At 74.6% G+C, this 13,770-nt stretch carries 15 protein-coding genes; 7 read left to right on the top strand and 8 right to left on the bottom strand.

Features of this window, described 5'->3' with window-relative positions; genetic code table 11:
- The first annotated feature begins 116 nt into the window (after positions 1 to 116).
- A complete protein-coding gene (locus AB0N29_RS15225) occupies positions 117 to 1,028 on the top strand; it encodes a YegS/Rv2252/BmrU family lipid kinase (protein ID WP_364867960.1) in 912 nt (303 codons plus the stop codon).
- Positions 1,029 to 1,043: 15 nt separating this feature from the next.
- Here the strand turns inward: AB0N29_RS15225 and AB0N29_RS15220 are convergent, their stop codons facing one another.
- Entirely contained in the window at positions 1,044 to 2,036 is a 993-nt protein-coding gene (locus tag AB0N29_RS15220) for a helix-turn-helix transcriptional regulator (RefSeq protein WP_302268422.1), read from the bottom strand.
- Positions 2,037 to 2,311: 275 nt separating this feature from the next.
- Here AB0N29_RS15220 and lysS point away from each other — a divergent pair, with 275 nt between their 5' ends.
- Positions 2,312 to 4,033 carry a lysine--tRNA ligase gene (lysS, locus tag AB0N29_RS15215; protein ID WP_364867957.1) on the top strand — a complete coding sequence of 574 codons (1,722 nt, stop codon included), beginning with the start codon at positions 2,312 to 2,314 and terminating at the stop codon, positions 4,031 to 4,033.
- A 16-nt stretch (positions 4,034 to 4,049) separates the two neighbouring features.
- Here lysS and AB0N29_RS15210 read toward each other — a convergent pair whose 3' ends face one another.
- Complete coding sequence (locus AB0N29_RS15210) at positions 4,050 to 5,087, bottom strand: putative sulfate exporter family transporter (protein ID WP_364867955.1); 1,038 nt, start codon at positions 5,085 to 5,087, stop codon at positions 4,050 to 4,052.
- A gap of 101 nt (positions 5,088 to 5,188) precedes the next feature.
- On the opposite strand from AB0N29_RS15210, the gene AB0N29_RS15205 reads away from it, so the two are divergent.
- Positions 5,189 to 6,142 carry a LysR substrate-binding domain-containing protein gene (locus tag AB0N29_RS15205; protein ID WP_364867953.1) on the top strand — a complete coding sequence of 318 codons (954 nt, stop codon included), beginning with the start codon at positions 5,189 to 5,191 and terminating at the stop codon, positions 6,140 to 6,142.
- Here AB0N29_RS15205 and AB0N29_RS15200 read toward each other — a convergent pair.
- On the bottom strand, positions 6,115 to 6,543 hold the full coding sequence (locus AB0N29_RS15200) for a DUF3151 domain-containing protein (RefSeq protein ID WP_302268427.1): 429 nt from the start codon (positions 6,541 to 6,543) through the stop codon (positions 6,115 to 6,117). The two genes, AB0N29_RS15205 and AB0N29_RS15200, sit on opposite strands and share 28 nt — an antisense overlap.
- A 37-nt stretch (positions 6,544 to 6,580) precedes the next feature.
- Here AB0N29_RS15200 and AB0N29_RS15195 point away from each other — a divergent pair, with 37 nt between their 5' ends.
- Positions 6,581 to 8,098 carry a DHA2 family efflux MFS transporter permease subunit gene (locus AB0N29_RS15195; protein WP_364867951.1) on the top strand — a complete coding sequence of 506 codons (1,518 nt, stop codon included), beginning with the start codon at positions 6,581 to 6,583 and terminating at the stop codon, positions 8,096 to 8,098.
- A gap of 145 nt (positions 8,099 to 8,243) precedes the next feature.
- On the opposite strand, the gene fbaA is transcribed toward AB0N29_RS15195, so the two are convergent.
- Entirely contained in the window at positions 8,244 to 9,275 is a 1,032-nt protein-coding gene (gene fbaA, locus AB0N29_RS15190; RefSeq protein ID WP_302268429.1) for a class II fructose-bisphosphate aldolase, read from the bottom strand.
- A 95-nt stretch (positions 9,276 to 9,370) separates the two neighbouring features.
- Here fbaA and AB0N29_RS15185 point away from each other — a divergent pair, with 95 nt between their 5' ends.
- A complete protein-coding gene (locus AB0N29_RS15185) occupies positions 9,371 to 9,865 on the top strand; it encodes a DUF2867 domain-containing protein (protein WP_364867948.1) in 495 nt (164 codons plus the stop codon).
- Positions 9,866 to 9,870: 5 nt separating this feature from the next.
- Positions 9,871 to 10,347 (top strand): TIGR00725 family protein, encoded by a 477-nt coding sequence (locus AB0N29_RS15180; protein ID WP_364867946.1) that lies wholly within the window; start codon positions 9,871 to 9,873, stop codon positions 10,345 to 10,347.
- A gap of 1 nt (position 10,348) precedes the next feature.
- Here the strand turns inward: AB0N29_RS15180 and AB0N29_RS15175 are convergent, their stop codons facing one another.
- Together AB0N29_RS15175 and AB0N29_RS15170 are read right to left on the bottom strand one after the other, a co-directional pair.
- Positions 10,349 to 10,927, bottom strand: a complete 579-nt coding sequence (locus AB0N29_RS15175; RefSeq protein WP_364867944.1) for a dienelactone hydrolase family protein — start codon at positions 10,925 to 10,927, stop codon at positions 10,349 to 10,351.
- Positions 10,928 to 10,977: 50 nt separating this feature from the next.
- Complete coding sequence (locus AB0N29_RS15170) at positions 10,978 to 11,658, bottom strand: TrmH family RNA methyltransferase (RefSeq protein ID WP_364867942.1); 681 nt, start codon at positions 11,656 to 11,658, stop codon at positions 10,978 to 10,980.
- A 59-nt stretch (positions 11,659 to 11,717) separates the two neighbouring features.
- On the opposite strand from AB0N29_RS15170, the gene AB0N29_RS15165 reads away from it, so the two are divergent.
- Positions 11,718 to 12,482 carry a VTT domain-containing protein gene (locus AB0N29_RS15165; protein WP_364867940.1) on the top strand — a complete coding sequence of 255 codons (765 nt, stop codon included), beginning with the start codon at positions 11,718 to 11,720 and terminating at the stop codon, positions 12,480 to 12,482.
- 45 nt (positions 12,483 to 12,527) lie between these two features.
- On the opposite strand, the gene AB0N29_RS15160 is transcribed toward AB0N29_RS15165, so the two are convergent.
- Together AB0N29_RS15160 and pyrE are read right to left on the bottom strand one after the other, a co-directional pair.
- On the bottom strand, positions 12,528 to 13,196 hold the full coding sequence (locus AB0N29_RS15160) for a DedA family protein (RefSeq protein WP_364867938.1): 669 nt from the start codon (positions 13,194 to 13,196) through the stop codon (positions 12,528 to 12,530).
- Entirely contained in the window at positions 13,193 to 13,732 is a 540-nt protein-coding gene (pyrE, locus tag AB0N29_RS15155; protein WP_302268436.1) for an orotate phosphoribosyltransferase, read from the bottom strand. The genes AB0N29_RS15160 and pyrE overlap by 4 nt, the downstream gene beginning before the upstream one ends.
- Between the last annotated feature and the right edge of the window lie 38 nt (positions 13,733 to 13,770).

Raw genomic sequence — 13,770 nt, 5'->3', positions numbered from 1 at the left:
TCAGCAAGGGCTGGGCCGGGGCTCTTGCGACGACACGCTAGCAAGTTCGCAGCCGGGTCGGGACCGGTGACCGCGTCCGGGGACGCGGCGAGGGTGTCGGCGCTAGGGTCGCGGCGATGGATCCCCTCCTCGTGATCACCAACAGCGACGCCGGCACCGCGGACGAGCAGCAGCTCGAGCGGGCGCTGGCCGTCCTGCGCGAGCGCACGTCGGTCGAGGTCTGCGCCACCTCCGACCCCGGTGAGCTCGACGGGGTGCTGCACCGCGCGGGCTCCCGGCGCATCGTCGTGGCCGGCGGCGACGGCAGCATGCACGCCGTCGTCGCGGCGCTGCACCGGCGCCGCGAGCTCCAGGACGCGGTCCTCGGGCTGCTGCCGCTGGGCACCGGCAACGACTTCGCCCGTGGCAACGACATCCCGCTGGACGTCGAGGAGGCCGCCAAGGTCGTCCTGCACGGCCGGCCGCGGCGGATGGACCTGATCCTCGACGAGGTCGGCGAGATCGTCGTCAACAGCGTCCACGCCGGCGCCGGGGCGCAGGCCAGCCGCCGCGCGGACCGCTGGAAGGACCGGCTGCACGGGATCGGCGTCGGCAAGGTCAACCTCGGCAAGCTCGGCTACCCGATCGGCGCCCTGCTCGCGGCGGTCAAGCCGCCTTTCATCCGGCTGCGGGTCGAGGTGGACGGCGAGGTGGTCGTCGACTACGACCAGCCGGTCCTCATGGTCGCCGTCGGCAACGGCTCGAACGTCGGCGGGGGCACCGAGCTCACGCCCGAGGCCGACGCCCGCGACGGCCTGATGGACGTGATGGTCGCCCGCTCCGTCGGGTCGCTGGGCCGGGTCGGCTACCTCGCCTCCCTCATGCGCGGCACGCACCACCGGCGCGACGACGTGGTCTACCTGCGCGCCAAGCAGGTCACCATCGACGGCGAGCAGTTCTACTGCTCGGCCGACGGCGAGGTGTACGGCCCCGAGCGGCGCCGCACGTGGCGGCTCGAGCCGGGCGCCTACTCGCTGGTGCTCCCCTAGCCGTCCCCCGCCCGGCTACAGCCAGCCGCGGCGTACCGCCTCGGCGCCGGCCTGGAACCGGGTGTCGGCGCCGAGCTCGCCGAGCAGGTCCGCGACACGGCGGCGCACGGTCCGCAGGCTGACGCCCAGGCGGCGGGCGATCTGCTCGTCCTGGGCGCCCTCGGCCAGCTGCTGGAGCAGGAAGCGGCGGACGTCGGGGCGGGCGTCCCCGCGCTCCAGGCCCGGCACCGGCAGCGCGCGCTCCCACATCGACTCGAACCACAACGTGAGCGCCTCGACCAGCCCGGCCTCGCGGACGAGCGTCCGGGGCTGGTCGGCGAAGCCCAGCGGCTCCGGCACCATCGCGTGGGTCGAGCCGATGATGCACATCCGGGTCGGCAGGTGCGGGAGCACACGTACGTCCTCCCCGGCCGCCGCGCGCCGGGCAAGCACCTCCCGGGCGTCGGTGAGGGCGCGGACGGGGTAGATCGCGCGCGACCGCCGTCCCTGGGCGACCACCCGCCCCACGAGGTCGATCATCTCGCCCTCGTCGGCCTGGCGGAACTGGTCGGGGCGCAGCCACCGGATGTCGCCGCGGCTGCGCTCGATCAGCGACCGGAGCAGGCCGCCCGCCTGGCCGCCGCTGCTGACCTCGCCGTCGATGGGCCGGACCTCCTCGACCTCGCCCGGGTCGGCCCCGGCCCCCCGGCCGGCGAGCAGCGGCACCGCCGCCGCGAGGTCGGAGAGGCGGGAGTGGGCGCGGGCGGCCGTCGCGGCGGTCTCGGTCAGCACCTGCACGATCGCCTCGGCCGGACTGGCGACGAAGACCCGGCCGTCCTCGATCCGGACGATGCCGTGCTCGACCAGCGGCTGCAGGTCGCGGACCAGCTCCTCGGGCTCGCGCATCACCGCCGCGGCGACGGATACCAGCTCCCGCCCGGACTGCGCGCGGACCCGGTCGTAGAAGTGGTCGTCGTCGTCGCCGAGGCCGAGGACGCTCAGGAGGCTCGACGACCGGGGGCTGGGCACGGTCGCAGGCTAGTGGCAACTTCCGGCCAGCGACAGGCTCTGGCCAGGATGCCCTGGGGTCGCCGGGCATGCTTGTCCCCACGTCGACCACGAGGTCGGCCCGCCGGACTCGGGGGAGGCGGCGGGCGACCCGGCCCCCCGTCGGGGGACGTGGGAGCCGGTCGACGTTCCCGGGAGGGCGTCGGGACCGCCGCAGGGGACGGTTCCGGCGCCCTTCTCCTCCGGCGGTAGCGTTGCCCCTCGTCCGACCCCGAGACGAGCAGCAGGAGCAACCAGTGGCGCGAGGCGGCAACCGGCCCGAGAACGGCTCCGGGGAGCCCGTCGACTGGGTCACCCGCGCGGCCGACGACACCGTCCGGCACGCCGGCGGTGGCGACCGCCTGATCACGTGCGCCTCGGGCGCCAGCCCGTCGGGCCCGATCCACCTGGGCAACCTCCGCGAGTTCCTCACCCCGCACCTGGTCGCCGAGGAGATCCGCCGTCGCGGCATCCCGGTGCGCCACCTGCACAGCTGGGACGACTTCGATCGCTTCCGCAAGGTCCCCGCGGGCGTGCCGGCCTCGTGGGCCGAGCACATCGGCCGCCCCCTCTCGGCCGTGCCGGACCCCTGGGAGTGCCACGAGTCGTGGGCCGAGCACTTCAAGGCGCCGCTGCGCACCGCCCTCGCCGAGATGGGCGTGGAGATGGAGGAGGTCTCGCAGACCGAGCGCTACCGCGCCGGGGCCTACACCGAGCAGGTGCTGCACGCGATCCGCCACCGCGACACCATCGAGGAGGTGCTCGCCAAGCACCGCACCAAGAAGGCCGAGCCGGTCGCGGAGAACGACCAGGAGGCCGAGGCGCTGGCCGACTCCGTCGCCGAGGAGGACGAGACCGCGGGCAGCGGCTCCCTGGCGCGCTTCCCCTACAAGCCCTACTGCCGCGAGTGCGGCCGCGACACCGTCGCCGTGACGGCGTACGACGACGAGACCACCGACCTCTCCTACACGTGCGCGTCCTGCGGGTTCACCGGCGTGACGAACGTGGCGACCCAGCACGAGGGCAAGCTCGTCTGGAAGGTGGACTGGCCGATGCGCTGGTCGGTCGAGGGCGTCGACTTCGAGCCCGGCGGCCTCGACCACTCCACGCCGGGGTCGTCCTACACAGTCGGCAAGGAGCTGGTGAAGCGCGTCTTCGACTTCCGCGCCCCCTCCTACGTCGCCTACGCCTTCGTCGGCTTCGCCGGCATGCAGAAGATGTCGTCCTCGGCGGGCGGCGTGCCGACCGCCGCCGACGCCCTCAAGGTGCTCGAGGCCCCGATCCTGCGTTGGCTCTACGCCCGTCGCCAGCCCAAGCAGGCCTTCAACATCGACTTCGGCGCCGAGGTCGTGCGCCTGTACGACGAGTGGGACTCCCTCGGCCGCAAGGCCGCCGACCCCGCCAAGCGCGACGCGCAGGTGCTGGCCTTCGAGCGCGCCTCCGCGACCGCGGCCGCCGGCACGCTGCCCACCCCGCGCGTCGTCGTGCCCTTCCGCCTGCTGTCCTCGGTCGCCGACGTCACCGCCGGCAGCGCCGAGCTGGTCAGCGGGATCGTCGCCCGCGCCGGGCACGCCCACGACTCGGTCGAGGACCTCCAGCCGCGGCTGGACCGCGCGATGACGTGGACCGCGGAGTTCGTGCCCGCCGAGGACCGCACCACCGTCCGCGACGAGCCGGACGCCGAGCGGCTCGCCCGGCTCTCCGAGGAGGAGCAGCGCTGGCTGGCCGAGCTGCTCGACCGGCTCCCCGCCGAGCTGGACGTCGACGGCACTACCGCGCTGGTCTACGGCGTCCCGAAGCTCGCCCGGGGCCTCGCCCTGGACGACGCGCCGACCGACGAGGTCAAGGCGGACCAGAAGGCCTTCTTCCGGCTGCTCTACGAGCTCCTCGTCGACGCCGAGCGCGGGCCCCGCCTGCCGACGCTGTTCCTCGCGCTGGGCCCGGACCGCATCCGCCACCTCCTCACCGCGCCACGCTGAGCCGCGGGCGGCTCGGCTAGCCGACGAGGAACGCGGCGGGCAGGCCGAGCAGCGCGACGCACCCGCTCGCGGCCAGGGCGAGGACGACGAGCGGCCGGCCGGTGCGCCGCAGGGCGGCCGGGTCGAGCGAGCAGCCGAGCGCGAACATGGCGGTGGCCAGTGCCGCCGCCTGCACCTGCCCGGCCGCGCCGAGCACCACCGCGGGCAGCGGCACGAGCGCGCGCAGGAGCACCAGGCCCACGAAGGCGAGCACGAACGCCGGCACGAGCGGCGGGCGGTGCACGGGGTGGTGCTCGGCGTGGCCGGGGTGGTCGGGGTGGTGGTCGGCGTGGTCGGGGTGCGGCTCGCGCCGGGTGCGCAGGGCGACGACCGCCAGCACCGGCGCCAGCAGCAGGACCCGGCCGAGCTTGACCGCGACCGCGACCTGGAGCGCCGCACCCCCGGCGAGCCCGCCGGCGACGACCACCTGCCCGACCTCGTGCACCGAGGCGCCCGCCCAGGCACCGGTGCCCTCCGCGGACAGGCCCAGCGCGGCTCCGACGAGCGGCACGGCGAGCATGGCGGCGCTGCCGCAGACCACGACGAGCGCGACCACCCGGGCGACGTCCTCGGCCCGGCTGCGGCGCACGCCGTCGAGCGCGGCGACGGCCGCGGCCCCGCAGATGGAGAACCCGCAGGCGACGAGGAGGCCCTGCTCGGGAGGCACGCCGAGCAGGCGGGCGACCAGCAGGGTCGCCGAGATCCCCAGCACGACGACCCCGAGGACGACCGCCAGGACCGGCCAGCCCAGCGCCAGCACCTCGCCGAGCACCAGCTGCAGGCCGAGGAGCGCCACCCCGACGCGCAGCACGCCGCGGGCCGCCGCGGCGAGCCCTGGGCGGACCGCGGCGGGCAGCCGGCCCGACGCGGCCGCGGCGAAGCCCAGCACCACGGCGACGAGCGTCGCACCGAGGGGCGGGACCAGCGCGTGCACCGCCAGGGCGGCGGCGCCGGCGGTGCCGGCGAGCGCCAGCCCGGGCAGGCGGGCCGCCGGGGCGGGGAGGGTCGGGTGCACCTCCCCAGCCTCCGGCCCGTGAGCCTCGCGCGGTAGCCGTCGATCGGGCCTCCACCCATGCGGTCTTGATATGAGCAGGGCAGCACTCATATCGTCAGGGCATGAGCACTCCGGTCGACCTCGCCGGGCTCGACCTGCTGGTCCGCGTGGCCGAGACCGGCTCGGTCGGTGCCGCCGCCCGACAGGTCGGGATGGCGCAGCCGAACGCGAGCCGGCTCCTCGGGAAGCTCGAGCGCCAGCTCGACCTGGCGCTCGTCGTCCGCACCACCGCGGGGTCCCGGCTCACCACCGAGGGCGAGGTCGTCGTGGCCTGGGCCCGGGAGGCGCTGGCGGGCGTGGAGCGGGTCGTGCTGGGGGCCCGTTCCCTGGCGGCCCAGCGCAAGGCCCACCTGACGGTCGCGAGCAGCCTGACGGTGGCCGAGCACCTCGCGCCCCGCTGGCTGGCCCGGTTCCGCCGCGAGCACCCGGACCTGCACGTCAGCCTCGACGTCGGCAACTCCCACCACGTGCTCGAGCGGGTGGTCTCCGGCCGGGTGCCGGTCGGGTTCGTGGAGTCACCGACCGTGCCGCGGACGGTCGCCTCCACGACGGTGGCGCGGGACCGATTGCTCGTGGTGGTCGGGCCGACCCACCCGTGGGCCCGGCGGCGTACCCAGGTGTCGGCCGCGGAGCTCGTGGCCTCGGACCTGGTGCTGCGGGAGGCGGGGTCGGGGACGCGGGAGACGCTCGTGCGGGCGCTCGACCTGGCCGGCCACGCCCTCGGGGAGCAGCGGCTGGAGCTGGCCAGCACCGCGGCGGTCAAGGCGGCCGCTGCCGAGGGCGGTGCGCCCGCCGTGCTCAGCGAGCTGGCGGTGGCCGCCGAGCTCGCGACCGGCCAGCTGGTCGACGTGCCGGTCGCCGACCTCGACCTCGGCCGGTCGCTGCGGGCGGTCTGGCTGCCCGAGCGGCGGCCGGAGGGACCGGCCGCCGCACTGGTCAGGCTGGCCCGGGCGTCGGCCCCGGCGGCGACCCGGGCCGCGAGCCGGGCTCAGGCGTCGCCGAGCAGCTCGCGGTAGGCGGTCGGGGAGGAGTCGCGCAGGAAGTCGCGGCACCGCTCCCACTCGTCGGTCTCACCGATCGCCCGGGCGGCCTTCGCGAGGAGCGCGAGGCAGGTGAGGAAGCCGCGGTTGGGCTCGTGCTCCCACGGCACCGGCCCGTGGCCCTTCCACCCGTTGCGCCGCAGCATGTCGAGGCTGCGGTGGTAGCCGACCCGCGCGTAGGCGTAGACGGTCACCGGGTCGGCGTCCGCCGCGACGGCCTCCTCGGCCAGCGCGGCCCAGGCGACCGGCGACGCCGGGAAGCGGCGTACCACCTCGGTCGGCGCCTCGCCCCCGCCGAGGGCGTCGCTCGCGGGGTCCACCGGGAGGTGGGTGGGCGGGGGGCCCGCCATCAGGTCGCGTCCGATCGGAGTGGTCATGGGAAGCATTGTCCACGGCGACGTGTTCACTTCCCCCGTGACCTCGACCGCCGCCGCGTCCTCGCCCCCGACCGCCTCCGGGAAGGACCCGTGGCCGGCGCTCCTCGCCCTCTGCCTGGGCTTCTTCATGATCCTCGTCGACTCCACCATCGTGTCGGTGGCGACGCCGGCGATCATCGAGGACCTCGACGCCGACGTGAACGCCGTGGTCTGGGTGACCAGCGCCTACCTGCTCGCCTACGCCGTGCCGGTGCTGATCACCGGTCGGCTGGGCGACCGGTTCGGGCCCCGGCGGATGTACCTGGCCGGGCTGACCGTGTTCACCCTCGCCTCGCTGTGGTGCGGCCTGACCGGGTCGATCGAGGGCCTGGTCGCCGCCCGCGTGGTGCAGGGCCTGGGCGCGGCGATGATCACGCCGCAGACGATGGCGATCATCACCCGCATCTTCCCCGCGCAGCGGCGCGGCAAGGCGATGGCCCTGTGGGGCGCCACCGCCGGCGTGGCCACACTGGTCGGACCGATCCTCGGCGGCGTGCTGGTCGACGCCCTCGGGTGGGAGTGGATCTTCTTCATCAACGTGCCGGTCGGCATCGTCGGGTTCGTGCTGGCGCTGCGGCTCGTGCCGGTCCTGCAGACCAACAGCCACCGCTTCGACTGGCTCGGCGTCGTGCTCAGCGGTGCCGGCATGTTCCTGCTCGTCTTCGGCGTCCAGGAGGGCCACGAGCTCGAGTGGAGCGCCCTGGTGTGGTCGATGATCGTCGGCGGGGTCGTGGTGCTCGCGCTCTTCGTCGGGTGGCAGGCGCGCAACCGCGCCGAGCCGCTGGTCCCGCTCGGCCTGTTCCGCGACCGAAACTTCTCGCTGGCCAACGTCGCGATCAGCGCGATGGGCTTCGCGATCACCGCGATGGCGATCCCGATCATGCTGTGGGCCCAGGTCGTCCGCGGCCTCAGCCCGACGCGCGCCGCGCTGCTGCTCGTGCCGATGGCGGTCATGACCATCGTCCTCGCCCGGCCGGTCGGCGGGCTGACCGACCGGGTCCACCCGCGGCTGCTGACCGGCTTCGGGTTCAGCGCGATCATCGTCTCCCTGGTCTGGCTGGCCCTCGCCCTGCAGCCCGACGGGTCGATCTTCTGGATCGTGCCGCCGATGGTCCTGCTCGGGATCGGCAACGCGTTCGTGTGGGCGCCCAACTCCGCCACGGCCACCCGCAACCTCCCGGTGCAGCAGGCCGGCGCCGGCTCCGGGGTCTACAACGCCACGCGCCAGGTCGGCGCCGTGCTCGGCTCCGCCGCGATCGCCGTCCTCATGGACGCCCGGCTCGCGGCCGAGGGGCTCCCCTCGTACGGCGGCGGCGAGGCCGGCGCGTCCGGCGTCGGCGAGCTCCCCGCCCAGGTGGCGCAGTCCTTCAGCGACGCCATGGGCGCCTCGCTGCTCCTGCCACCCGCCGTCCTGGTCCTGGGCCTGCTCGCCGTGCTGTTCTTCGAGCGGCCCCGCCACGCCGGCTTCGGTGGCGGCGCGGCCGCGGCGGCCGTGCCTGCCGCTGCTGCGGACTGACCTCCGAGCGGCCGGCGGCCGGCTGTTCATCAAGGGATGCAGCCGAGCCGCCGCGGACGACCATTCGCCTGCACACCTTGACGAAGCAGCACGACGCCGGCCCCCGAGGGGAGACCGGCGCCGTGCGGCGTGCAGGAAGTGGCGGTCAGCCGAGCGACTTGCCCGCGGAGCGGAGGTGCTCGCAGGCCTCGACGACGCGGGCGGCCATGCCGGCCTCGGCGGCCTTGCCCCAAGCACGCGGGTCGTAGGCCTTCTTGTTGCCGACCTCGCCGTCGACCTTGAGGACGCCGTCGTAGTTGCTGAACATGTGCGCCGCCACGGGGCGGGTGAAGGCGTACTGGGTGTCGGTGTCGACGTTCATCTTGACCACGCCGTAGTCGACGGCCGCGGCGATCTCCTCGGCCGAGGAGCCGGAGCCGCCGTGGAAGACCAGGTGGAACGGCTTCGCGCCGGCCTCGAGGCCGAACTCGGAGACGACCGCCTCCTGGGCCTCCTTGAGCACCTCCGGGCGGAGCTTGACGTTGCCCGGCTTGTAGACGCCGTGCACGTTGCCGAAGGTCAGGGCGGTCATGTAGTAGCCGCGCTCGCCGTAGCCCAGCGCCTTGGCGGTGGCGATCGCGTCGGCCGGGGTGGAGTAGAGCTTGTCGTTGATCTCGTGGGCGACGCCGTCCTCCTCGCCGCCGACGACGCCGACCTCGATCTCGAGGATGATCTTCGCCGCGATGCACTTCTCGAGCAGCTCGGAGGCGATGGAGAGGTTCTCCTCCAGCGGCACCGCGGAGCCGTCCCACATGTGCGACTGGAACAGCGGCGCCTCGCCGCGCTCGACCCGCTCGCGGGAGAGGTCGAGCAGCGGCCGGACGAAGCCGTCGAGCTTGTCCTGCGGGCAGTGGTCGGTGTGCAGCGCGATGTTGACCGGGTAGTTCCTGGCGACCTCCGCGGCGTACTGCGCGAAGGCGACCGAGCCGCTCACCATGTCCTTGACCGAGGGGCCGGAGAGGTACTCCGCACCGCCGGTGGAGACCTGGATGATGCCGTCGGAACCGGCGTCGGCGAAGCCCTTGAGGGCGGCGTTCAGCGTCTGCGAGGACGACACGTTGATGGCCGGGAACGCGTAGGCGTTCTGCTTGGCCGCGTCGAGCATCTCGGCGTACTTCTCGGGGGTCACGATGGGCACTGCGGGCTCCTCCAGGGGACGGACTGGGACTCGGGCGGGCACGTGCGGGCGCGGGGCCAGGATTCTGCTCGCACCCTAGTGGCTACCTGCGGGGCATGCTCCGTCGCACCTCGCTCCGTCGGACCCGCCGCGCGAGCACCCTCCCGGTGCCCGCGGACCACGCGTGGGCGGTCGTGGCGTGCGGCCTCGCGGGCTCCCGGTGGTACGTCGACGCCGGCCCGCTCGTCGTCCGCGGGCTCATCGACCGGCTGGCCGGCGGGGCCGGGCGCCGCTGGTCGGTGCCGGACCGGCCGCTGCTCGTGCGCGGCGACACGGTCGGCTTCTGGCGGGTCTGGGAGGTCGAGGACGACCCCGGGTCGGGCACGCACCGACTGGTCCTCGTCGCCGACCTGCGCTCCCCGGGGCGGGTCACCCTCACGACCACGGTCACCGCCGAGGACGCGACCGCCTGCCGGGTCGAGCAGGACGTCCGCCTCGACCCCGACGGGATCGTCGGCGCGGCGTACCTCCTCGCCGACCTGCCGGCCCGGGAGACCGTGACCGAGCTGGTCCACCGCCGCGTCGTGCGCGACGTCCTCCAGGGGCGCTGAGCGGGGTGCCGGCAGCCCTGACCGGCCGGTACGTCGCCGTGGTCGGCCCGGCCGACACCGCGACCGCCGAGCAGCTGTCCGCCGCGACCGAGGTCGGCCGGCTGCTGGCCGAGGCAGGCGCGACCGTGCTGACCGGCGGGCTGGGCGGCGTGATGCGGGCCGCCGCGGCCGGTGCCCGGGAGGCCGGCGGAACGGCGATCGGCCTGCTGCCGGGGACCGATCGTGCCGACGGGTCCCCCGAGCACGCCTTCCTGCTGCCGACCGGCCTGGGCGAGCTGCGCAACGGGCTGCTCCTGCGGGCCGCCGACGCGGTCGTGGCGGTCGGGTGCAGCTGGGGCACGCTCAGCGAGATCGCGCTCGCGCGGCGCACCGGCGTGCCGCTCGTGCTGGTCGACCCCTGGGACCTGCCCGCCGACGTCGGCCCGACGGCGCCCGACGCGGCGGCGGCGGTCGCGACGGCGACGCGGCTCCTCGCCGGGTGAGTCAGCCGACCCGCTCGAGGAACCCCAGCACCCGGTCGACCAGCAGCCCCGCCGCCGCCTCGTCGTACGTCGCGAGGCTGCTGTCGGCGAACAGGTGCACGTCACCGGGGTAGGTGAACAGCTCGACCTCGGTGACCCCCTCGGCGCCGAAGTCCCGGGCCGCCGCGAGGTCGCCGTCCCCGGCGAAGAACGGGTCGTCGGTCATGCCGTGCACCTGGACCGGCACCCCCTCCGGCCACGAGCCGAACTCCGACGGCGGCACGAAGGACTCCATCAGCACCGCCCCGCGCACGCCGGGACGGGTCTGCGCGACCAGCTGCGCCGGCAGCACACCGAGGGAGAACCCCGCGGTGACCAGCGCCTCGGGGAGGCCGGCCACCGCCTCGCGACCCCGCTCGAGCACCGTGGAGAAGCCGAGGCCCTGCGCGTGCGCGACACCCTCCTCGACGGTGTCGAAGAGCCGGCCCTCGAACAGGTCCGGGGTGTGCACGGTGTGTCCCGCCTCCCGGAGACGGTCCGCGAAGGCGCGGACGCCCCGGGTCAGCCCGAGCGCGTGGTGGAAGCAGACGACGTCGACCATGCCGGCCATCGTGGACCCGGCCACCGACAGCCGTCGAGCCCCTCGCGCGCTCAGCCGCGCCAGGCGGCGTCGCCGGAGAGGTCGGCGTGCGCGCGGACCCAGGCGTGCATGGCGATCGCGGCCGCCGCGCTGGCGTTGATCGAGCGGGTCGAGCCGAACTGCGCGATGGAGAAGGTCCCGTCGCAGGCCTCGCGCGCCGCCTCGCTCAGCCCGGGGCCCTCCTGCCCGAAGAGGAAGCACACGCGTCGCGGCACCTCCATCGTCTCCAGGTGCGCCGAACCGGGGAGGTTGTCGATGCCCAGCAGCGGGACCGCCCCGCCCGGCCGCTCGCCGAGGTACGCCGCGAGGTCGGTGACGGTGGGGTGGTGCCGCACGTGCTGGTAGCGGTCGGTGACCATCGCGCCGCGCCGGTTCCAGCGGCGGTTGCCGACGATGTGGACCTCCGCGGCGAGGAAGGCGTTCGCCGAGCGCACGATCGCGCCGATGTTGAAGTCGTGCTGCCAGTTCTCGATCGCCACGTGGAAGTCGTGGCGGCGGGTGTCCAGGTCGGCCACGATCGCCTCGAGCGTCCAGTAGCGGTAGCGGTCCACGACGTTGCGGCGGTCCCCCTCGGCGAGCAGCGCGGCGTCGTACTGCTCCCCCGTCGGCCACGGCCCCTCCCAGGGGCCGACACCCACCTCGGCCGGGCCGTGCGGCATCGGGTCGTACGGCGCGCGGCGGTCGTCCTGCATGGCCGCGACCCTAGGCGGGCGCCGCCCCCGTCGCGGAAGGCGGCCGGTAGGCTGTGGAGGTGAGCGCGCTCGCGGGAAGCCTGGGCTTCCCCTCGCCGATGATGCTCGGCCTCGACTTCCTGGACCCGCAGTGGCTCCTCCAGCAGTTCGGTGCCGAGCTCTTCTGGCTCAGCCTCCTGATCGTCTTCGTCGAATGCGGGCTGTTCTTCCCGTTCCTCCCCGGCGACAGCCTCCTCTTCGCGCTCGGCATCTTCATCGCCACGGGGCAGATCGACCTCTTCCCCGGCTCCCGGCTCGTCGAGCTGGCCATCGCGATGTCGCTGATGGTCCTGGCGGCCTGGCTGGGCAACGTGACCGGCTACGAGATCGGCCGGCGGATCGGGCCTCGGCTGCGCGAGCGCGACGGCCGGGTGCTCAAGCAGAAGTACTTCGACCAGACCGAGGCGTTCTTCGACCGCCACGGCAACAAGGCGCTGGTGATCGGCCGCTTCGTGGCCTTCGTGCGGACCTACATCACCGTGGTCGCCGGCATCACCGGGATGCCGCGGCGGCGCTTCTACACCTGGAGCCTGGTCGGCGGCGTCTCGTGGGTCGTCGTGGTCACCAGCCTGGGGTACTTCCTGGGCCACACCGTGCCCTGGCTGGAGAGCAACATCGACCTGATCTTCCTGGTGATCCTGGCCTTCACCGCGGTCCCGCTGGCCTACGAGTGGTGGCGCCACCGCCGCACCGACAGCCCGCTGGCGGACGACAACGACCACGACGGCCGCCCCGACCGCGACATCACCGGCGCCTCGGTCCCGCCCCACCGCGACAGCGTCTGACCCGCCGGTCCGCCGGGGCCGGCGGGACCGGGCGGCCGGCCGGCCTCAGGCGGTCCGGCGCTCGTGCCGGATGGCGCGGACGCGCAGCACCAGCCACCAGCAGGCGCCGAGCACGACCGCGGCGATGACGACCCACTGGAAGACGCCGACGTACTGCTCGACCCGGTGCCACTGCTCGCCGAGCCAGTAGCCGGCCAGCACGAAGGTGACGTTCCAGATCGCCGATCCCGCCAGCGTGAGCAGCAGGAACTGCCCGAACGGCATCCGCTCCAGGCCGGCGGGCACCGAGATCAGGCTGCGGAAGATCGGGATCATCCGGCCGAAGAACACCGCCTTGCGCCCGTGCCGGGCGAACCACTGCTCGGTCTTCTCCAGGTCCGTGACCTTCACCAGCGGCAGCCGCTCCCAGACCCAGTACATCCGCTGCCGGCCGATCAGCACGCCGACCAGGTAGAGCACCACCGCGCCGAGGACCGAGCCCGCCGTCGTCCAGCCGATCGCCTCCGCGAGCGTGAAGGTGCCCTGGCTGGCGGTGAACCCGGCCAGCGGGAGGATCACCTCGCTCGGCAGCGGGGGGAAGAGGTTCTCCAGGGCGATGGCCAACCCCGCGCCGGGGGCGCCGAGCCGCTCCATCAGGTCGACGGCCCAGCCCGCGACGCCGCCCAGCTCCTCGGTCTCCGTGGCCGCGGCGAGGACCACGGCGGCGGCGCTCATGCGGAGGCGCGCGCGGCGTCGAGGTCGGCCTTGGTCAGCACCGCACGGACCTCGAGGCCGAGGTCGGCCAGGGGCTGCTCGCCCTCGGGGCTCCGGTCGATCGCGCAGACGACGACCTCCACGACCGCGCCGGCCTCGCGCAGGGCGACCGTGGCGTCCCGGACGGCGCCGCCGGTGGTGATGACGTCCTCGACCAGGGTGACCCGCCGGCCGGAGACGTCGGGTCCCTCGGCGAGCTTGCAGGTGCCGTACTCCTTGGCCTTCTTGCGCACGAACAGCGCCGGGGTCCCGGTCATGCCGCTGACCGACGTCGCGAGCGGCACGCCGCCGAGCTCGAGGCCGCCCACCAGCTCGGTGTCGTGCGGCAGCAGCTGGACCATCTCGCGGGCGACGCGCTGGAGGAGGATCGGGTCGGCCTCGAAGAGGTACTTGTCGAAGTACTCCGGCGCGACCTGGCCCGAGCGGAGCGTGAACGTCCCGGTCAGGCGGCAGCAGGCGTCGATGTCGGCGGCGAGCGAGTCGTCGGTGGTGGTCACGGGCGCCATTCTCACGTACGGCGCCAGCCGGGCCGCCT

Source organism: Nocardioides sp. NPDC092400, from assembly GCF_040684155.1.
Classification (GTDB): Bacteria; Actinomycetota; Actinomycetes; order Propionibacteriales; family Nocardioidaceae; genus Nocardioides.
This window is presented reverse-complemented; position numbering and strand designations above follow the sequence as displayed.